At 58.0% G+C, this 14,185-nt stretch carries 13 protein-coding genes; 8 read left to right on the top strand and 5 right to left on the bottom strand.

Going from position 1 to position 14,185, the window contains the following annotated elements:
• Positions 1-163: 163 nt before the first annotated feature.
• On the bottom strand, positions 164-1,201 hold the full coding sequence (locus ABIE13_RS00935) for a phosphotransferase enzyme family protein (RefSeq protein WP_354440341.1): 1,038 nt from the start codon (positions 1,199-1,201) through the stop codon (positions 164-166).
• A gap of 125 nt (positions 1,202-1,326) precedes the next feature.
• On the opposite strand from ABIE13_RS00935, the gene ABIE13_RS00930 reads away from it, so the two are divergent.
• Both ABIE13_RS00930 and ABIE13_RS00925 read left to right on the top strand, forming a co-directional pair.
• A complete protein-coding gene (locus ABIE13_RS00930) occupies positions 1,327-1,836 on the top strand; it encodes a DUF1993 domain-containing protein (RefSeq protein ID WP_354440340.1) in 510 nt (169 codons plus the stop codon).
• 131 nt (positions 1,837-1,967) lie between these two features.
• Positions 1,968-2,897, top strand: coding sequence for a restriction endonuclease (locus tag ABIE13_RS00925; protein WP_354440338.1), 930 nt, complete (start codon positions 1,968-1,970; stop codon positions 2,895-2,897).
• Positions 2,898-3,153: 256 nt separating this feature from the next.
• Here ABIE13_RS00925 and ABIE13_RS00920 read toward each other — a convergent pair whose 3' ends face one another.
• On the bottom strand, positions 3,154-4,068 hold the full coding sequence (locus ABIE13_RS00920; protein WP_354440337.1) for a LysR family transcriptional regulator: 915 nt from the start codon (positions 4,066-4,068) through the stop codon (positions 3,154-3,156).
• Between the two features lie 170 nt (positions 4,069-4,238).
• On the opposite strand from ABIE13_RS00920, the gene ABIE13_RS00915 reads away from it, so the two are divergent.
• Together ABIE13_RS00915 and ABIE13_RS00910 are read left to right on the top strand one after the other, a co-directional pair.
• Positions 4,239-4,712: a (2Fe-2S)-binding protein gene (locus ABIE13_RS00915; RefSeq protein ID WP_354440335.1), complete on the top strand. Its 474-nt coding sequence runs from the start codon at positions 4,239-4,241 to the stop codon at positions 4,710-4,712.
• 13 nt (positions 4,713-4,725) lie between these two features.
• The gene (locus ABIE13_RS00910) at positions 4,726-6,981 is read left to right on the top strand and encodes a molybdopterin cofactor-binding domain-containing protein (protein ID WP_436278364.1); all 2,256 of its coding nucleotides are present in this window, start codon (positions 4,726-4,728) and stop codon (positions 6,979-6,981) included.
• Between the two features lie 80 nt (positions 6,982-7,061).
• Here the strand turns inward: ABIE13_RS00910 and ABIE13_RS00905 are convergent, their stop codons facing one another.
• Both ABIE13_RS00905 and ABIE13_RS00900 read right to left on the bottom strand, forming a co-directional pair.
• The gene (locus tag ABIE13_RS00905) at positions 7,062-8,549 is read right to left on the bottom strand and encodes a sensor histidine kinase (RefSeq protein WP_354440333.1); all 1,488 of its coding nucleotides are present in this window, start codon (positions 8,547-8,549) and stop codon (positions 7,062-7,064) included.
• Positions 8,546-9,262 carry a response regulator transcription factor gene (locus ABIE13_RS00900; RefSeq protein WP_354440331.1) on the bottom strand — a complete coding sequence of 239 codons (717 nt, stop codon included), beginning with the start codon at positions 9,260-9,262 and terminating at the stop codon, positions 8,546-8,548. Before ABIE13_RS00900 ends, ABIE13_RS00905 begins: the two co-directional genes overlap by 4 nt.
• 169 nt (positions 9,263-9,431) lie before the next feature.
• On the opposite strand from ABIE13_RS00900, the gene msrB reads away from it, so the two are divergent.
• Both msrB and msrA read left to right on the top strand, forming a co-directional pair.
• The gene (gene msrB / locus ABIE13_RS00895; RefSeq protein WP_354440329.1) at positions 9,432-9,929 is read left to right on the top strand and encodes a peptide-methionine (R)-S-oxide reductase MsrB; all 498 of its coding nucleotides are present in this window, start codon (positions 9,432-9,434) and stop codon (positions 9,927-9,929) included.
• A 115-nt stretch (positions 9,930-10,044) separates the two neighbouring features.
• Positions 10,045-10,785, top strand: coding sequence for a peptide-methionine (S)-S-oxide reductase MsrA (gene msrA / locus ABIE13_RS00890; RefSeq protein WP_354440327.1), 741 nt, complete (start codon positions 10,045-10,047; stop codon positions 10,783-10,785).
• Positions 10,786-10,831: 46 nt separating this feature from the next.
• Here the strand turns inward: msrA and ABIE13_RS00885 are convergent, their stop codons facing one another.
• Entirely contained in the window at positions 10,832-11,710 is an 879-nt protein-coding gene (locus tag ABIE13_RS00885; protein WP_354440325.1) for a LysR family transcriptional regulator, read from the bottom strand.
• A 162-nt stretch (positions 11,711-11,872) separates the two neighbouring features.
• Between ABIE13_RS00885 and ABIE13_RS00880 the strand changes: the two genes are divergently transcribed.
• Positions 11,873-12,904 (top strand): threonine aldolase family protein, encoded by a 1,032-nt coding sequence (locus tag ABIE13_RS00880; protein WP_354440324.1) that lies wholly within the window; start codon positions 11,873-11,875, stop codon positions 12,902-12,904.
• Between the two features lie 70 nt (positions 12,905-12,974).
• Positions 12,975-14,168: an amidohydrolase gene (locus ABIE13_RS00875; protein ID WP_354440322.1), complete on the top strand. Its 1,194-nt coding sequence runs from the start codon at positions 12,975-12,977 to the stop codon at positions 14,166-14,168.
• Positions 14,169-14,185 lie beyond the last annotated feature (17 nt).

Here is a 14,185-nt window from a genome sequence, read left to right as displayed (position 1 = left end):
TCCGTAGTATCTGCTGATGTGCTCATCATCGAATGTGCAGACACCCATGACCCCACGCAAGCGCAAATTTCTGCCAGCGAGGTCAGCTTGAATGCGCCGTTGCCTCGTAGTAGGCGCGAGACAGACGGTACAAGCGGTGGGGCAACGAACTGGCGGCTTGCACTCACGCGCGCAGATCCACCTTTTTCCACGCTTCGAATACTTCCATCTGATTTCTCAGCCATGCCACAGGAGCTGAGCTCGTACCCCAGTGGTGCAAACGCCCCACCGCCTCTCCAAGATTCCATAAATGCCTGAGCTGTATGAACAAGGGCAGCGCAGCCAAATCCGCATCTGATGGATTGCCACCACCCGCAGAGTAGCCACGCAGGTAGTGCGCCCAGCGCTCCCGCAGGGCTTCGTCGGGTTGCTTCAGGGTCTTGCGAACCATATAGGACCATGGCATCACACAAAGGTCGTACGACAAAAACCCAGGCCCCGCGTCATCGAAGTCGAAGAAAACAGTTTTCTTCTGTCCATTGGCATCCACGAAGACATGGTTATTGAACCCGTGGGTGTCGCCATGGCAAATGACCCGGGTAAGAGCGCCCTCAAGGTCCGCCAATTCTTCAAGTAGGCCGTAGATCAACCGGCTATACGTGTCCAACAGTTCCGCTCCCAACTCCGGGTAAGTTTGCAGATACATCAAAGTCTTGCCGGCCAGGTGATGCCCATCAAGCGTGTAAAGACTTGGCGGACCTGAGTAGTCGCGTGCCGCCCCGTGAATGACGGCCAAAAGGCGGCCAGTTAATTCGAACTCGTCCAGAGTATCGGGCGTGGTGCCCTCTGCATGGCGAAACAGTGCCAGTGCACGCGGACCTTCAGGAAACTGCAGCATGAAGTGCGTTCTCCCGTCCGCAGCGGGAACCACCACAGCCACACCCGCGCCTTGGCTCTCCAAATGCGCCAGAAGTGCGGATTCAAAGTCAATATTGAAGGTCCCACGTGGACGGATGGAGTAAAGGCGTGCGACGTACTGGACGCCTTCGGCAGACCGAAGGGCATAGTTGTCGTTCAGGCCGCGTCTGATCAGATGGCAGTGCTGCACCGCGATGCCATGGTGCTGCGCCACCCACCGAGCAACCGAAGCTGCTGCGGCAGTCGTGTGGGTGGGGACCAGGTCGGGGTCTTGTACTCGTACTTGTTCTTGGGAATCTGCCATGGCACATTGTCGATCCAAAGGAAGGCTCTTCGCGCAAGTTCATCATTTTGCTGTTAGCCTCACGTGGTCGGTAGTGCCCTGCCGAGCCAACCCCGGCCACGCGCCAATCAAAAAGTAAACCCACAATGACCAGCCCTCTGTACACCGCTTCCGTCCCCGTCATGCAGCAGATGCTGCGCGCCATGTCAGATGTGCTGAAGAAAGCCGAAGACCACGCGACACAAAAAAATATCGACCCCAATGCGCTGCTGCAGGCGCGGCTGTTCCCCGACATGTTTCCGCTGGTACGCCAAGTCCAGATCGCCTCAGATTTTTCCAAAGGCATTTCTTCCCGATTGGCTGGCGCCGAGGTGCCATCCTGGCCCGACACCGAAGTCAGCTTCGCTGATCTGCAAGCCTTGATCGCCAAGGCCCTGGACCATATCGAATCCTTCAAGCCCGAACAATTCGACCAAAGCGAAAGCCGTGAGATCGTGTTGCGCCCAGGCACACCCAAAGAAAGGAAGCTGACTGCAAGCACATATCTTCTGCACTACGGGCTGCCACAGTTCTTCTTCCACGTGACCACCGTGTATGACATCCTGCGCCACAACGGTGTTGAAATTGGCAAACGCGACTACATGGGAGCCTATTAATTCACGAGTTGCTAGCAGGCGAGCCCACCCTTAAGGATCCTCTGCATATATCGATCGGCGAGCTGCTGGCGCTCTCCTTAGATATTGCAAAATGTTAACTATTCACTAATAGTTAACGCAGGAGGCTAAGAATGTCGAGACGCCGCAAGTCCAGCCCAGTAGAAGACCTCATGGACTTGGTGGCCATGCTGCCCTGGTGGCTGGGCGTAGCTCTGGCGATCGCTAGCTATTGGGTGCTGCACGCAGTGGCCTCCCGCTCCCTCCCTACCGCAACGTCTGCACCACAAATCGGGCAATTTGCGGTAGACGCCATGGTTCAGACTCTCGCCACTTTTGGCCAATACCTGCTTCCGGTTCTCTGCCTTATTGGAGCGCTGGCTTCGGCACTCCGCCGCAGGCGTAGACACGCTCTTTTTGACTCTACTTCCTCAAGTAGCAGCCCCGATGCACTGCAAGGCATGTCGTGGCAACAATTCGAAGTTCTGGTGGGAGAAGGATTTCGACGCCGAGGCTATGCGGTCAAGGAACTGGGCGGTGGCGGTGCAGATGGTGGTGTGGACTTGGTGGTCACCAAGGCGGGAGAAAAATCGTTCGTACAATGCAAGCAATGGAAAGCCTTCAAAGTAGGCGTTTCTACAGTGCGCGAGCTCTATGGCGTCATGGCCGCCCATGGTGCCTCCGGCGGCTTCGTAGTGACTTCCGGACGCTTCACGAAGGAGGCCTTGGCGTTTGCGCAGGGCCGCAATATCCAGCTCATGGATGGCGCCGCACTCATGAGCTTGCTACGCGAAGCCCGTGGAAAAGGCGATGGGAATACGTCCTCGCCCTCACTAGGGTCAAAATCGCCAGGGTCGCAGAACTTGAACCCGCAAGGCCTGACGCCCCCTGCCACTGAGTTGACCATTCCGGCAGCAAAGACGGTAATACCCACCGAACCACCCTGCCCCCGCTGCAGTAAGCCAATGGTGCGGCGTGTTGCAAAGCAAGGCCCCGCGGCAGGAAAAGCCTTCTGGGGATGCTCTGAATTTTCGGGCGGATGCAGAGGCACAAGAGACATTTAGGCAAGTACATTCGAGGCAACACCAAGCTTTTTCGCAACAAACGCTCTCCATAGTTCATCTACGAGCGTCAGGTTTTGACAACCATAAACCTCGGTCACTATGTCCATAGCGACTCAGGGCCTGTTAACACTATTTCTCCAGGTGCTAATAGGTTAAAAACAGCGCTAAAACGGTGTTGAGATCGGCAAATGCGACTACATGGGTACCTGCTGACGCAAGCGCTCATCCACGCGAGCCACAGCCGGCGCGTTCAATCTCATGACGACGCGCGTCGGTAACTCCTATGCTTGCCAACGTATTCGATTAGCGCCTTGAGCTTGGAAGGTTGGTTGTGTCGGGTGGGGTAATACAGCTGGAAAGCGGGAAATGTGGGGGAAAAATCAGTCAACACCCTCACCAGTCGCCCAGCTTGAATATGCGGCTCAGCAAAGTCCTCGAAGGTGTAGGCCAGGCCAATACCCTCGAGCGCAGCGTCAATGCTGAAAGTCGTATCGCTGATGATCAAGTTGCCTGCGACCTCGTAATCTATCATCCGGCCGCCCATCTCGAATTCCCACTTATAGATGGCCCCAGTCGTGGAAAAGCGCAGACGTATGCAGTTGTGTTGCACGAGCTCATCCGGATGGTGAGGCGCAGGCATGCGACGCAGGTACTCCGGTGAAGCCACCACGGCGACCCGCACCGGCCCTCCAATGGGGACGGCAACCATATCGAGGTCTATGCTCTCCCCGAAGCGGATGCCTGCGTCGAAGCCTCTCTCAACGATATTCACAAAACCCTCGTCATTGGTGATTTCGAGCTGCACATCGGGGTACGTGCGCAGAAAACCATCCAGCAGCGGTCGCAAAGCGAGTGCGATAGAGGCTCGCGCCGCGTTCAAACGCAATAGGCCGGAAGGCCGCCCCTGAAGCGCATTCAATTCGTCGCCCGCATCGATCACCTGCCCAAGGGCCGGGCCTACGCGCCCAAGATAGGCCTCGCCAGCCTCGGTCAAGCTCACGCTTCGGGTGGTTCGGTTCAACAAGCGCACGCCGAGACGAGCTTCGAGCTGCCGTATGGCCTGGCTAAGTGCCGACGGCGATACAGCCAACTCTGCAGCCGCTGCTGTGAAGCCGCGATGTTCGGCGACTTTCCAGAATGCGATCAGTCCGTCCAGGTGATTCAGCTTCATATCTTGAAGCTTAGCTTAATACGGCATGCGGATTTACCCCATTCCTCTTCCTGGTCTAACTCCATAGACTTCTGTTGACAAGCCCCAGAGCATCTACAAGGTCTCGTGGCCTCACCGCCCCGCAAACCCGCATCGGCGCTCTTCAATACTGCCACTTCAAAAAAATACCCATGAGCGTGCTCCAAATTAACGGCCGAGACCATGCGATTGAAGCCGATCCTTCTACCCCCATTCTGTGGGCTCTGCGCGACACGCTGGGCATGACCGGCACCAAATTCGGCTGTGGCGCTGCCCTCTGCGGCGCCTGCACCGTGCATTTGGACGGGCAGGCTATCCGCTCCTGCATTACGCCCATTTCCGCGGCAGAGGGCAAGAAGATCACCACCATAGAGGCTGCCACAGATGGCACCGACCGAGTCGGCTCCGCCGTGCACGCAGCGTGGGTCAAGCACGACGTCGCACAGTGCGGCTACTGCCAGAGTGGCCAGATCATGAGCGCCACGGCGTTTTTGAAGTCACAGCCCAAAGGCAAACAACCCACTGCCGCAGAAATTGATTCAGCCATGGCTGGCAACATTTGCCGCTGCGGGACCTATTCACGTATCCGCGCCGCAATAGCCGACGCGGCCAAAACCCTCGCTTGAAGGAGTACCCATCATGATGCCTACCTCCATACAGCCGAGCGAGTGGCCGCGCGCCCTGCAGCACCTTCTGGAACGAGATCAAGCCAGCGACACTGATATCCCAGGCCTACCACGCCGCAGCTTCCTGAAGATGGCCAGCGTTGGCGGCCTGGCGATTGGTGCCTTTCCACACCTGGCATTGGCACAGGCAGACGGTGCAGCGAAACCGCCGGGCGCTTTGAAGCCCACACAGCAACCCTCGGCCTTTGTACAGATCGCCCCCAATGGTGAGGTCACCATCACCATCAACCGCCTTGAATTCGGACAGGGGGTACAGACTGGCTTGCCCATGATCCTGGCAGAAGAGCTCGATGCGGATTGGAGTTTGGTGCGCAGCAAGAGCGGCACCAACGACGCCGCTTACTACGACCCACTCTTCGGCATGCACTTGACCGGTGGTTCCAACTCGATCAAGAACAGCTTCACGCAATACCGCGAACTCGGTGCGCGTGCGCGAGCCATGTTGCTGTCTGCCGCAGCCTTGAAATGGAATGTGGACGCAGCCACGCTTCGCACGCAAGCCGGCGCAGTGATCGGCCCCGGTGGCCGCAAGGCCGGTTATGGCGAACTAGCCGAGGCAGCCATGGCACTGCCCGTTCCCGAGAAAGTGGTACTGAAAGACCCGAAAGACTTTCGGATCATTGGCAAGCCAACGACGCGCCTGGATGCACGCGCCAAGAGTAGCGGGCGCCAGGATTTTGGAATTGACGTCAAGCACCCGGGTCAACTCACCGCGGTGGTGGCGCACCCACCCGTTTTCCGCGCTCGCCTTACCTCTGTTGACGACAGCGCTGCGCGTGCCGTGAAGGGCGTCAAAGCGGTGTTTCGCATTCCGGTGGATGGTGGCGGCGAAGGGATCGCGGTAGTGGCTGACGGTTATTGGCCCGCCAAGGTGGGGCGCGACGCGCTCAAGCTGCAATGGAACACGGCGGCTGTAGAGAAAGTCGACAGCGAAAAACAACTGGCGCAGTACAGGGAACTGGCCAAGACGCCTGGCCCGCGAAAGTACGATGCTGACATGTCCGCACTCGATAAGGCGCCCCACCGGATCGATGCGGAGATTCTGTTTCCCTATCTGGCCCACGCTCCGATGGAGCCACTGAACTGCACAGTTAAGTTGACGGAAAACGGAGCCGAACTGTGGGTTGGCACGCAGAGCGCTGGACTGGATGCTGGCGCAGCAGCGAAGGCGCTCGGTCTGAAGCCGGAGCAGGTCAAGGTGAACGTGCAGATGGCAGGGGGCGGCTTCGGCAGGCGTTTCGTCGGAACCAGTGACTATGTGGTCGAGGCTTGCGAGGTCGCCAAGGCTGCGCGCACAGCGGGCTTGAACGTACCGGTCCGCCTTATTTGGAGCCGTGAAGACGATGTCAAGGGAGGCTACTACAGGCCCATGCACCTGCATCGCGCAAGCATTGGGTTCGATGAGCGCGGCAAGGTGCTGGCTTGGGATCATGTGCTGGTTGGACAGTCCATTCTGGCGGGGACGGTATTTGAGTCGTTTCAAGTCAAGGATGGCATTGACGCCTCGGCGACGGAAGGCATGCGCGATCCGTATGACCTGCCCATGCGCCTGACCGTGCACCATCCCAAGCTCAACGTGCCGGTTTTGTGGTGGCGCAGCGTGGGCTCGACCCACACCGCGTTCGTCATGGAAACCTTGCTTGACGACATAGCTCGCACTACCAATCAAGACCCGGTGGCCTATCGGATGCGCCTTTTCGACGACAAACATCCGCGCCACCGCGCAGCGCTTCAGCTGGCGGTAGATCAGAGCGGCTACGGCAAAAAGCAGTTACCAGCGGGCCGCGCCTGGGGTGTGGCCGTGCACGAGTCGTTCGAATCCGTGGTGGCTTACGTTGTCGAGGCCTCGGTCAAGGATGGCCAGCCGGTACTGCACCGAGCCACTGCCGGTGTGCATTGCAACCTGGCAGTTAACCCACGTAGCGTCGAGGCCCAAGTTCAGGGCGCGGCAGTCATGGGCCTTTCAATGTGCCTGCCGGGCTCTGCAATTACCCTGAAAGACGGTGTCGTGGACCAAAGCAACTTCGGTGATTTCACCGTTGCACGCATCACCGACGCGCCGGAGATATCGGTGCACATCGTGCCGAGTGCGGAACCGCCCAAGGGCATGGGAGAGCCGGGCCTTCCGCCACTGGCACCGGCATTTGCCAACGCCGTTGCGAAGCTGACAGGAAAACCGATACGCCAGATGCCCTTCAACCTCGGTTGAGGTGAAAGCCCCGCGCCCAGGCTTGCCTGGGTGTCGGTGACAGTGCGGTAAATTATCCGGTCGCTGACCGCTTTGCTAACTCACACAGAGACAGAATGCTCCACGGCGCGTGGCAGAGAAAACTGAAAACTGGCGCCTGTGTCTCCAGTTTCCACAAGTTTGATTGAGCTGCCCTGAAGTTCCAGCATGGTGTGCACGATGCGTAGCCCCAAGCCACCATCACGACGCGCACCGCCCACGGTGAATGGCCTGCGAAAGAGCCCCTCTCGAAGCTCACTAGCAATGCCAGGGCCCGAATCACTGACCGTAATTTCAAGCCGGTCGCCCTTGACGACAATCACCACCCGAACCCGCCCACCCTCGGGTGTGTACCGCAGGGCGTTGTCCAGTAAATTGCTCAAAACGCGCTCAATCATTCCCAAGTCAGCCCTGACAGAAGGCAATTGCAGAGGAAAGTCTGCGTCCAATTGAACGTGCTGGGCCTGCGCACGCAGCTCAAATTTCTGGAAGACATCTTGCACCAAGTCAGCCAGGGAAAAGGCTTCAGGCTCAGGCTGAACGAAGCCATACTCCAGGCGTGCCAGTTCGAAAAGACTCTGGGAAAGAGCCCCCACTTTTCGGCTTTGCTCCAGTGCAATTCCCAGGTAGCGGCGACGCTCCGATGGCTCCAAACTAGCGTCTTTCAACAGCAAAGTTTCCAGGTAGCCATGCAGAGAAGACAAAGGTGTGCGCAGGTCATGTGACACGTTGGCAATCAGCTCCCTGCGCTCCTGGTCTTGACGCGTCAGCGCTTTCCACTGCTCACCCATGCGCCGGACCATCTGCCGGTAGGCGGAATCCAACACTGCAATCTCGTCCTGGCCCTTCTCCATACTTCCGGCCGGCAAAGCAGAAAGCTCAGGCGGTGGGCCGTCGATATCAAACTGGCGCACTGACTCAGTCAGCCGGCGCAATGGCCGCGTAATCAGCGCAAACGCCACGAGGCCGGCCGCAAGGCACAGCAACGCCACCATAGCGATGGAGAGCAGCGCAGTCTTCAAGACGGCATTGGCGGATCCCTTGGCCGCAAGCAGGTCATGCGCCTCCCCCAGTAGCACGACATAAATGAAGCCCACCTGCTTACCCTTCACACTCAATGGGGCGGCGCTGAACACTTTTCGGCCGTCCGAGCTGCGTGGATCGTCGCCCAGAATGGGCAGCATTCGACCCTCCAGAAATCGGCGTACAGGGCCTAGATCGACCTGCTCACGGCGCAGGCGGCCTTCGGGAGCGGCGTGCCCTGCTATGCGGCCATCAGGCTCCAGCAGGTAAACCTCCACACTGGGGTTGACCATCATGAGCTGGTTGAAAAGATTGCGAACGGCGCCCGGCATGAGGCCGTTGGCATCCGTGAGTTGGGCGTCCCGCGCGATGCTCTCTGCCACATCACGTGAAAGCGCTTGGACCACCTCCAACTCATGCATGCGGTTGGAGCGAACCTGGAGCCACGCCGACGTGCCGCTGCAAATCAACAACAAAACGGCGAACACCACGGCCAGTCGCTGCGTGAGTGTGAGCTTCAGGCTCATTGACCTTCCCCGTCTTCGGCAAACTTGTAACCACGCCCCCAGACCGTGAGGATGCGCGCTGGTTCTGCCGGATTGGCCTCGACCTTGGCTCTAAGCCGGTTGATGTGGGTGTTGACAGTGTGCTCGTAGCCTTCATGCTGGTAGCCCCATACGGCATTCAGCAAATCCATGCGTGAAAACACCTTGCCCGGCTGCCGCGCAAAGAAATACAGCAGGTCAAACTCTCGCGGTGTCAGATCAAGCCTTTGGCCTTCAAGGCGTGCGTCACGGGTGACCGGGTCGATGGTCAGTCCATGTCTGGAAAGCTGGCCCGAATCCAGGCGTGCGTTCTGCGCCAGTGCATCCACGCGGCGCAACAGCGCTTTTACACGGGCCACCAACTCCAGCACGGAAAAGGGCTTGGTAAGGTAGTCGTCCGCGCCAATTTCCAAGCCAAGGATGCGGTGCACTTCGCTGGACCGAGCGCTGATGATGATGATGGGGGTGTAGCGCGTCATGGCACGCGCTCGTCGGCAAATCTCCAGGCCATCAACTCCAGGCAACATGATGTCCAGCACCAGCGCATCCCAACCACCCCGCTCCAACTGCGCCAAGCCCTCATCGCCACGCGCGCAGTGGACCACCTCCAAGCCTTCGTCCCGCAGATGGAGCAAGAGAAGATCGGCGATGTGGACGTCGTCCTCAACCAGCAGGACTCGGCGGGCAGTGCTCATAAATACGGGGTTTCAAGGTAGACGACAACGCGGAACGGTTCGCTGCTTCACATTGTGCGCAATCCTGAGTCTCAGACCCCGAGTTATCACGAATCTTTTAACTTTGCGTGAAGACTTCGAGACTCTGCACCTGTAAGCTGACTGGCATTCTCTCTAGGAAACCGATGTCATGACCACCAGACGACACTTGCTCCTGGCCACAGCCGCCTCTACCAGCGCTCTTTTGGCCGGGGTTTTTCACCGCAGTGCGGTCGCAGCAGCTGCATCCGAGACCTTCGAGGTGAACTACACAGACGCCGAATGGAAAAATCGGCTCAGTCCACAGCAGTACGCCGTCTTGCGCAAGGAGGGTACGGAGCGGCCGGGAAGCAGTCCACTCAATGCTGAAAAGCGCACAGGCACGTTTGCATGCGCAGGTTGCGCTCTGCCCCTGTTTTCTTCCGCCACCAAGTTTGAAAGCAATACGGGTTGGCCCAGCTTCTGGAAGCCTTTGGAAAACGCCGTGAGAACTCGGACCGACCGCAGCTATGGCATGGTTCGCATAGAAGCCCACTGCAGGCGCTGTGGCGGCCACCTCGGCCATGTCTTCGAGGACGGCCCTCCTCCGACAGGACTGCGTTACTGCATGAACGGTCTGTCTCTGACATTCTCGCCCAAGCCCGCTTGAGCAGATCGTCACAGCACAACCGTTGTACTAGGGCGTGTTCACCCAACAGACCTACACCATCGATTTTCCTGGGCTCGGGTAGTTCGGCTTACGCCTTTACTTTTGGATGAAAGACATGAAATCTTCTGATTCTTCGAAATCTGTGCCCAGCCGTCGCAACCTGCTCCAGGCTCTGCTGGGAAGTACTGTCTTGCTGGGCGGCGGACTGCTCTGGCAAAGACGTGCTTACTCCGCGGAAGAAGCTGTGCGGATTCCAGCTCCTGCGCAAGACCTCCCAACCAGTGACCAGACGCCACAGCGCGCGATATTTGCAGGCGGATGTTTCTGGGGTGTGCAGGGCGTGTTCCAGCATGTCAAAGGCGTACAACGTGCGGTGTCCGGCTACAGCGGCGGAACCGCAAACACTGCGGCCTATGAGCTGGTCAGCCGAGGCAATACCAACCATGCCGAATCAGTCGAGGTCACTTTTGACCCCACCCAGGTGAGCTACGGCACCTTGCTGCAGATATTCTTCTCGGTGGCGCATGACCCCACTCAGCTCAATCGCCAGGGGCCCGACGTCGGAACGCAATACCGCTCGGCCATCTTTGCCAGCAGCCCGGCGCAACTCAAGGTGGCGCAAGCTTACGTGGCTCAGCTGAACGCGGCGCGCGTCTACCCCAAAACCATAGTGACGCGCCTGGAAGAAAAGCCCAGCTTCTACCCTGCTGAGATGTCCCACCAGGACTACATGACCGAGAACCCTCGCAATCCATATATCGTCATCAACGATCTGCCCAAAGTAGAGGGGCTCAAACGCCTTTTTCCCGACCGCTACCGAAGCGAACCGGTGTTGGTGAAGAAAGCACGCACTTGAGGGACTCGGACTGCCTAGCGGTTAGCGCCTGCTTGGTCATGGCGCGCTAAGCGGCTTCGGACTTGATCTCTTCAAAAGCTTCGCACAAGGCTGTGATCTTTCGATTTTCACCGTCCGAATGCCTCCACGCCAGAGAGATCTGCCTGGATGGCGCCGTGCGACCGAGCCCAAGCACCTGGACGTTATAGGCTGCCAAAAGCCGATTCCTGGGCTTAGGCAAGATCGCCACGCCGATTCCCGCAGCCACCATGGACACAATGGCGTCAATGGAGCGGAGTTCCAGAATAGGAGAAATTCCAGGCACCAGTGCCCGCGCGGTTCGGGCGGCAACCCGACCTCCAGCGATGCCGGGCTCATAACTGATCCAGCCATAGCGCTCAAGAAGCTCTCCAGCGTCGAGTTCGGAGGCATTGGTGGGTGCAAGCATCACGTAGGGTTGCCGAAGCAGGTCGTACCAACCCAATCGCGTAGACCCTCCGCTTTCCGGCCTCGCAAGAAGCCCCACATCAATTTGACCTGACCGTAACGCGGCCAGCAATTCTCCGGGGTCATTCAACGGGGGGACCTTGATTTCCAACGCGGGGTGCTTTTCTCGCAATACACCCAAGGCCAGAGGCAGCAGTTCACTTTGCATGCTGGTCATGACTCCAAACCTAAGCTTTCCTTCCACCGCCATGGAAGGTCGTGCCCGAAGAGATTCAATGCGCTCAATAAAAGACGAAGCGGCAGCACCAACCTCTTTGGCAAATGGCGTGGCAACCACCGCTCTTGTACTGCGGTTGAACAGAGGTCTCCCGAAGTACTGCTCCAGTTGCTTGATCTGAATACTGACAGCACTCGGTGTACACCCCACTACCACCCCCGCAGCAGTGAAATTGCCGTGCACAAGCACTGCCTGCAAAGTTCTGAAGGCTGATAGATTCATGAATATTATTTGAAATTGATTCATGAATTTATCACTTCTCATCACAAAATTTTAAAAATAGGATCTCCTCAACCGCATCGCAGTTGCCTGCCAGCGGCAAGTGAGCCCCCCACAGTGGGACTCAATGCACTCATATCGCACTGTTTATCAATGAGTCTTCAAATGATCGACCTGAGAAGTGATACGGTGACACTACCGACGGAACGCATGTATGAGCAGATGTGCACGGCTCCGCTCGGCGACGACGGCCTGGGAAGGGACCCTACCGCTCTCAAGCTGGAGCAGCATGCGGCGGCGCTTCTCGACAAGCAGGCTGGCTTGTATGTGCCCAGCGCCACTATGGGCAACCTTCTGGCGATACTTGCCCAGGCTGGAAGGCAGCAAACCGTCATCGCTGGCACAGGCTCGCATATCCTGACTTCAGAACAAGGCGCCGCGGCCCTGACCGGCTGTTTTTTTCAATCAATACCTGATGCACGCGGTGCGCTTTGCGTGACTGCATTGGCAGCGTCCCTTCATCCTTCCGATGATCCGTTCAGACCAAGTCTGGTTTGCGCTGAAACCTCACATAACAACGAGGGCGGTGCAGTCGCGCCTCTTGGGCACATGCAAGAGGTCTATCGGCTGGCTCATGCAGCAGGAGCCAGGGTCCATCTTGATGGTGCGCGTTTGTTCAACGCAGCGTTAGCGCTTGGCACCAGCGCCGCCAGCATCTGCGCCCAGGCGGACACCGTTTCAGTGTGCTTGTCCAAGGGATTGAGCGCCCCTATGGGAGCTGTCTTGGTAGGCCCAAAGGAGTTCATTGACCGTGCGCGCTTTCTTCGCAAGGCTTTAGGCGGTACTCAGCGCCAGGTAGGCATATCTGCTGCTGCCGGCCTGGTGGCACTTTCTCCGGAGCAAATTGATCGACTCTCGGAAGACCACGCCATGGCCAGGCGTTTAGCACATGGCTTCAACGCTTCAAGCCACCTGTCAGCCAATACACCGCAAACAAACATAGTTCAAGTCAACGTCGCGCGAACAGGGATGACCGCAATCGAATGGGTCTCCAAGCTTCGTGATCGAGGCGTTTGGGTCCGGGAATGGGGACCCCACCTGTTGCGGTGCGTAACCCACCGTCATCTCGACGCCGAGTCCATAGACCGGGCCACGGCTGAATTCCTGAGCATAGAAGCAGAACTTGAAGCCGCTTGAACGTTGAATTCCACGACACTCATGCCACTAGAAGACGCCCACCTGGTTGAACTCCCAACTTGAGAAGAATATGAAAAATTACCTGCAACGAGCCCACGATAGGCTTGATGACATCATCGAAATCAGACGCGATATCCATGCTCATCCAGAGCTTGGGTTCGAGGAGACCAGAACCTCGGAACTGGTGAAATCCAAGCTCCTCAGTTGGGGGGTGGAAGTGGAGCACTCCATCGGAAAAACTGGCCTGGTTGGCACCATCCACGGCCAAAGAGCTGGAAACCGCGCCATTGGCTTGCGCGCCGATATGGATGCCTTGGCCATGAAGGAAACCAACAATCTCCCTCACGCGTCTCAACATGCCGGAAGAATGCACGGCTGCGGACATGACGGGCATACAGCCATGCTGTTGGGTGCGGCCCGCGCATTAGCTGAAGACCGCGATTTCGAAGGCAAGGTCCATCTCATCTTCCAGCCTGCCGAAGAAGGGCGAGGTGGTGCGCTGGCCATGCTGGAAGACCAGTTGTTTGAGCGCTTCCCATGTGACCGCATCTTTGGCCTTCACTCTTTCCCCTCAATTTCATTAGGTCATTTCGGCATGCGGGCCGGTGCCATGATGGCCGCTTCCGGACGCTGGCAGGTCACGTTTCGAGGAGCAGGAGGCCACGGAGGCGCGTTTCCTCACTTGACCGCAGATCTTGCTGTAGCTCAAGCCAACTTTGTGCTTGGGCTGCAAACTATCATTTCCAGAAATGTGCCGGCTACAGAATCGGCCATTGTCAGCGTGGGGCACATTAGCGCCGGGGACCCGAACGCCATGAATGTCATGCCTTCAGAGCTGCTCATATCGGGAACTATGCGCGCGTTTTCCCCAGCAGTGCAAACGCTTCTGGAGAGCAAGATCAAGGCGCTCGCAAAGGCGCACGCCGAGCTTGCAGGAGCCAAGGTAGAAGTCAAGCTCTGGTGGAATTCCGCGCCGGTCATCAACGACGATGACGCATTTGCTTCTGCCGCACGCGCCGCAGCTCGAGTCACCGATGGCCAAGCCGTGGATCTGGATATTGCCCCGACGACAGGTGGGGAGGACTTCTCCTGGATGATGCAAAAGCGCCCCGGAGCCTTCATGTTGATCGGTAACGGTCGCCGACTGGGTGATGGCGGCGGAGATCTTCACATGCCCAATTACGACTTCAACGACAAAGCCATTCCTTACGGTATTGCCTACTGGCTGTCGGTGGTAGATGAAGAACTCGGCTCCCGCAAATAAGGCTTGTAAGCCCCATC

This window comes from Ottowia thiooxydans (assembly GCF_040548795.1).
In the GTDB taxonomy this organism is placed as follows: Bacteria; Pseudomonadota; Gammaproteobacteria; order Burkholderiales; family Burkholderiaceae_C; genus Ottowia; species Ottowia thiooxydans_A.
The sequence above is the reverse complement of the archived record's forward strand: the minus strand, read 5'-3'. Positions and strand labels throughout refer to the sequence as shown.

Bases quoted from the DNA above. Each gene is read 5' to 3' on its own strand.
- ABIE13_RS00935 (WP_354440341.1), bottom strand. From the start codon at position 1,201: ATGGCAGATTCCCAAGAACAAGTACGAGTACAAGACCCCGACCTGGTC.
- ABIE13_RS00930 (WP_354440340.1), top strand. From the start codon at position 1,327: ATGACCAGCCCTCTGTACACCGCTTCCGTCCCCGTCATGCAGCAGATG.
- ABIE13_RS00925 (WP_354440338.1), top strand. From the start codon at position 1,968: ATGTCGAGACGCCGCAAGTCCAGCCCAGTAGAAGACCTCATGGACTTG.
- ABIE13_RS00920 (WP_354440337.1), bottom strand. From the start codon at position 4,068: ATGAAGCTGAATCACCTGGACGGACTGATCGCATTCTGGAAAGTCGCC.
- ABIE13_RS00915 (WP_354440335.1), top strand. From the start codon at position 4,239: ATGAGCGTGCTCCAAATTAACGGCCGAGACCATGCGATTGAAGCCGAT.
- ABIE13_RS00910 (WP_436278364.1), top strand. From the start codon at position 4,726: ATGATGCCTACCTCCATACAGCCGAGCGAGTGGCCGCGCGCCCTGCAG.
- ABIE13_RS00905 (WP_354440333.1), bottom strand. From the start codon at position 8,549: ATGAGCCTGAAGCTCACACTCACGCAGCGACTGGCCGTGGTGTTCGCC.
- ABIE13_RS00900 (WP_354440331.1), bottom strand. From the start codon at position 9,262: ATGAGCACTGCCCGCCGAGTCCTGCTGGTTGAGGACGACGTCCACATC.
- msrB (WP_354440329.1), top strand. From the start codon at position 9,432: ATGACCACCAGACGACACTTGCTCCTGGCCACAGCCGCCTCTACCAGC.
- msrA (WP_354440327.1), top strand. From the start codon at position 10,045: ATGAAATCTTCTGATTCTTCGAAATCTGTGCCCAGCCGTCGCAACCTG.
- ABIE13_RS00885 (WP_354440325.1), bottom strand. From the start codon at position 11,710: ATGAATCTATCAGCCTTCAGAACTTTGCAGGCAGTGCTTGTGCACGGC.
- ABIE13_RS00880 (WP_354440324.1), top strand. From the start codon at position 11,873: ATGATCGACCTGAGAAGTGATACGGTGACACTACCGACGGAACGCATG.
- ABIE13_RS00875 (WP_354440322.1), top strand. From the start codon at position 12,975: ATGAAAAATTACCTGCAACGAGCCCACGATAGGCTTGATGACATCATC.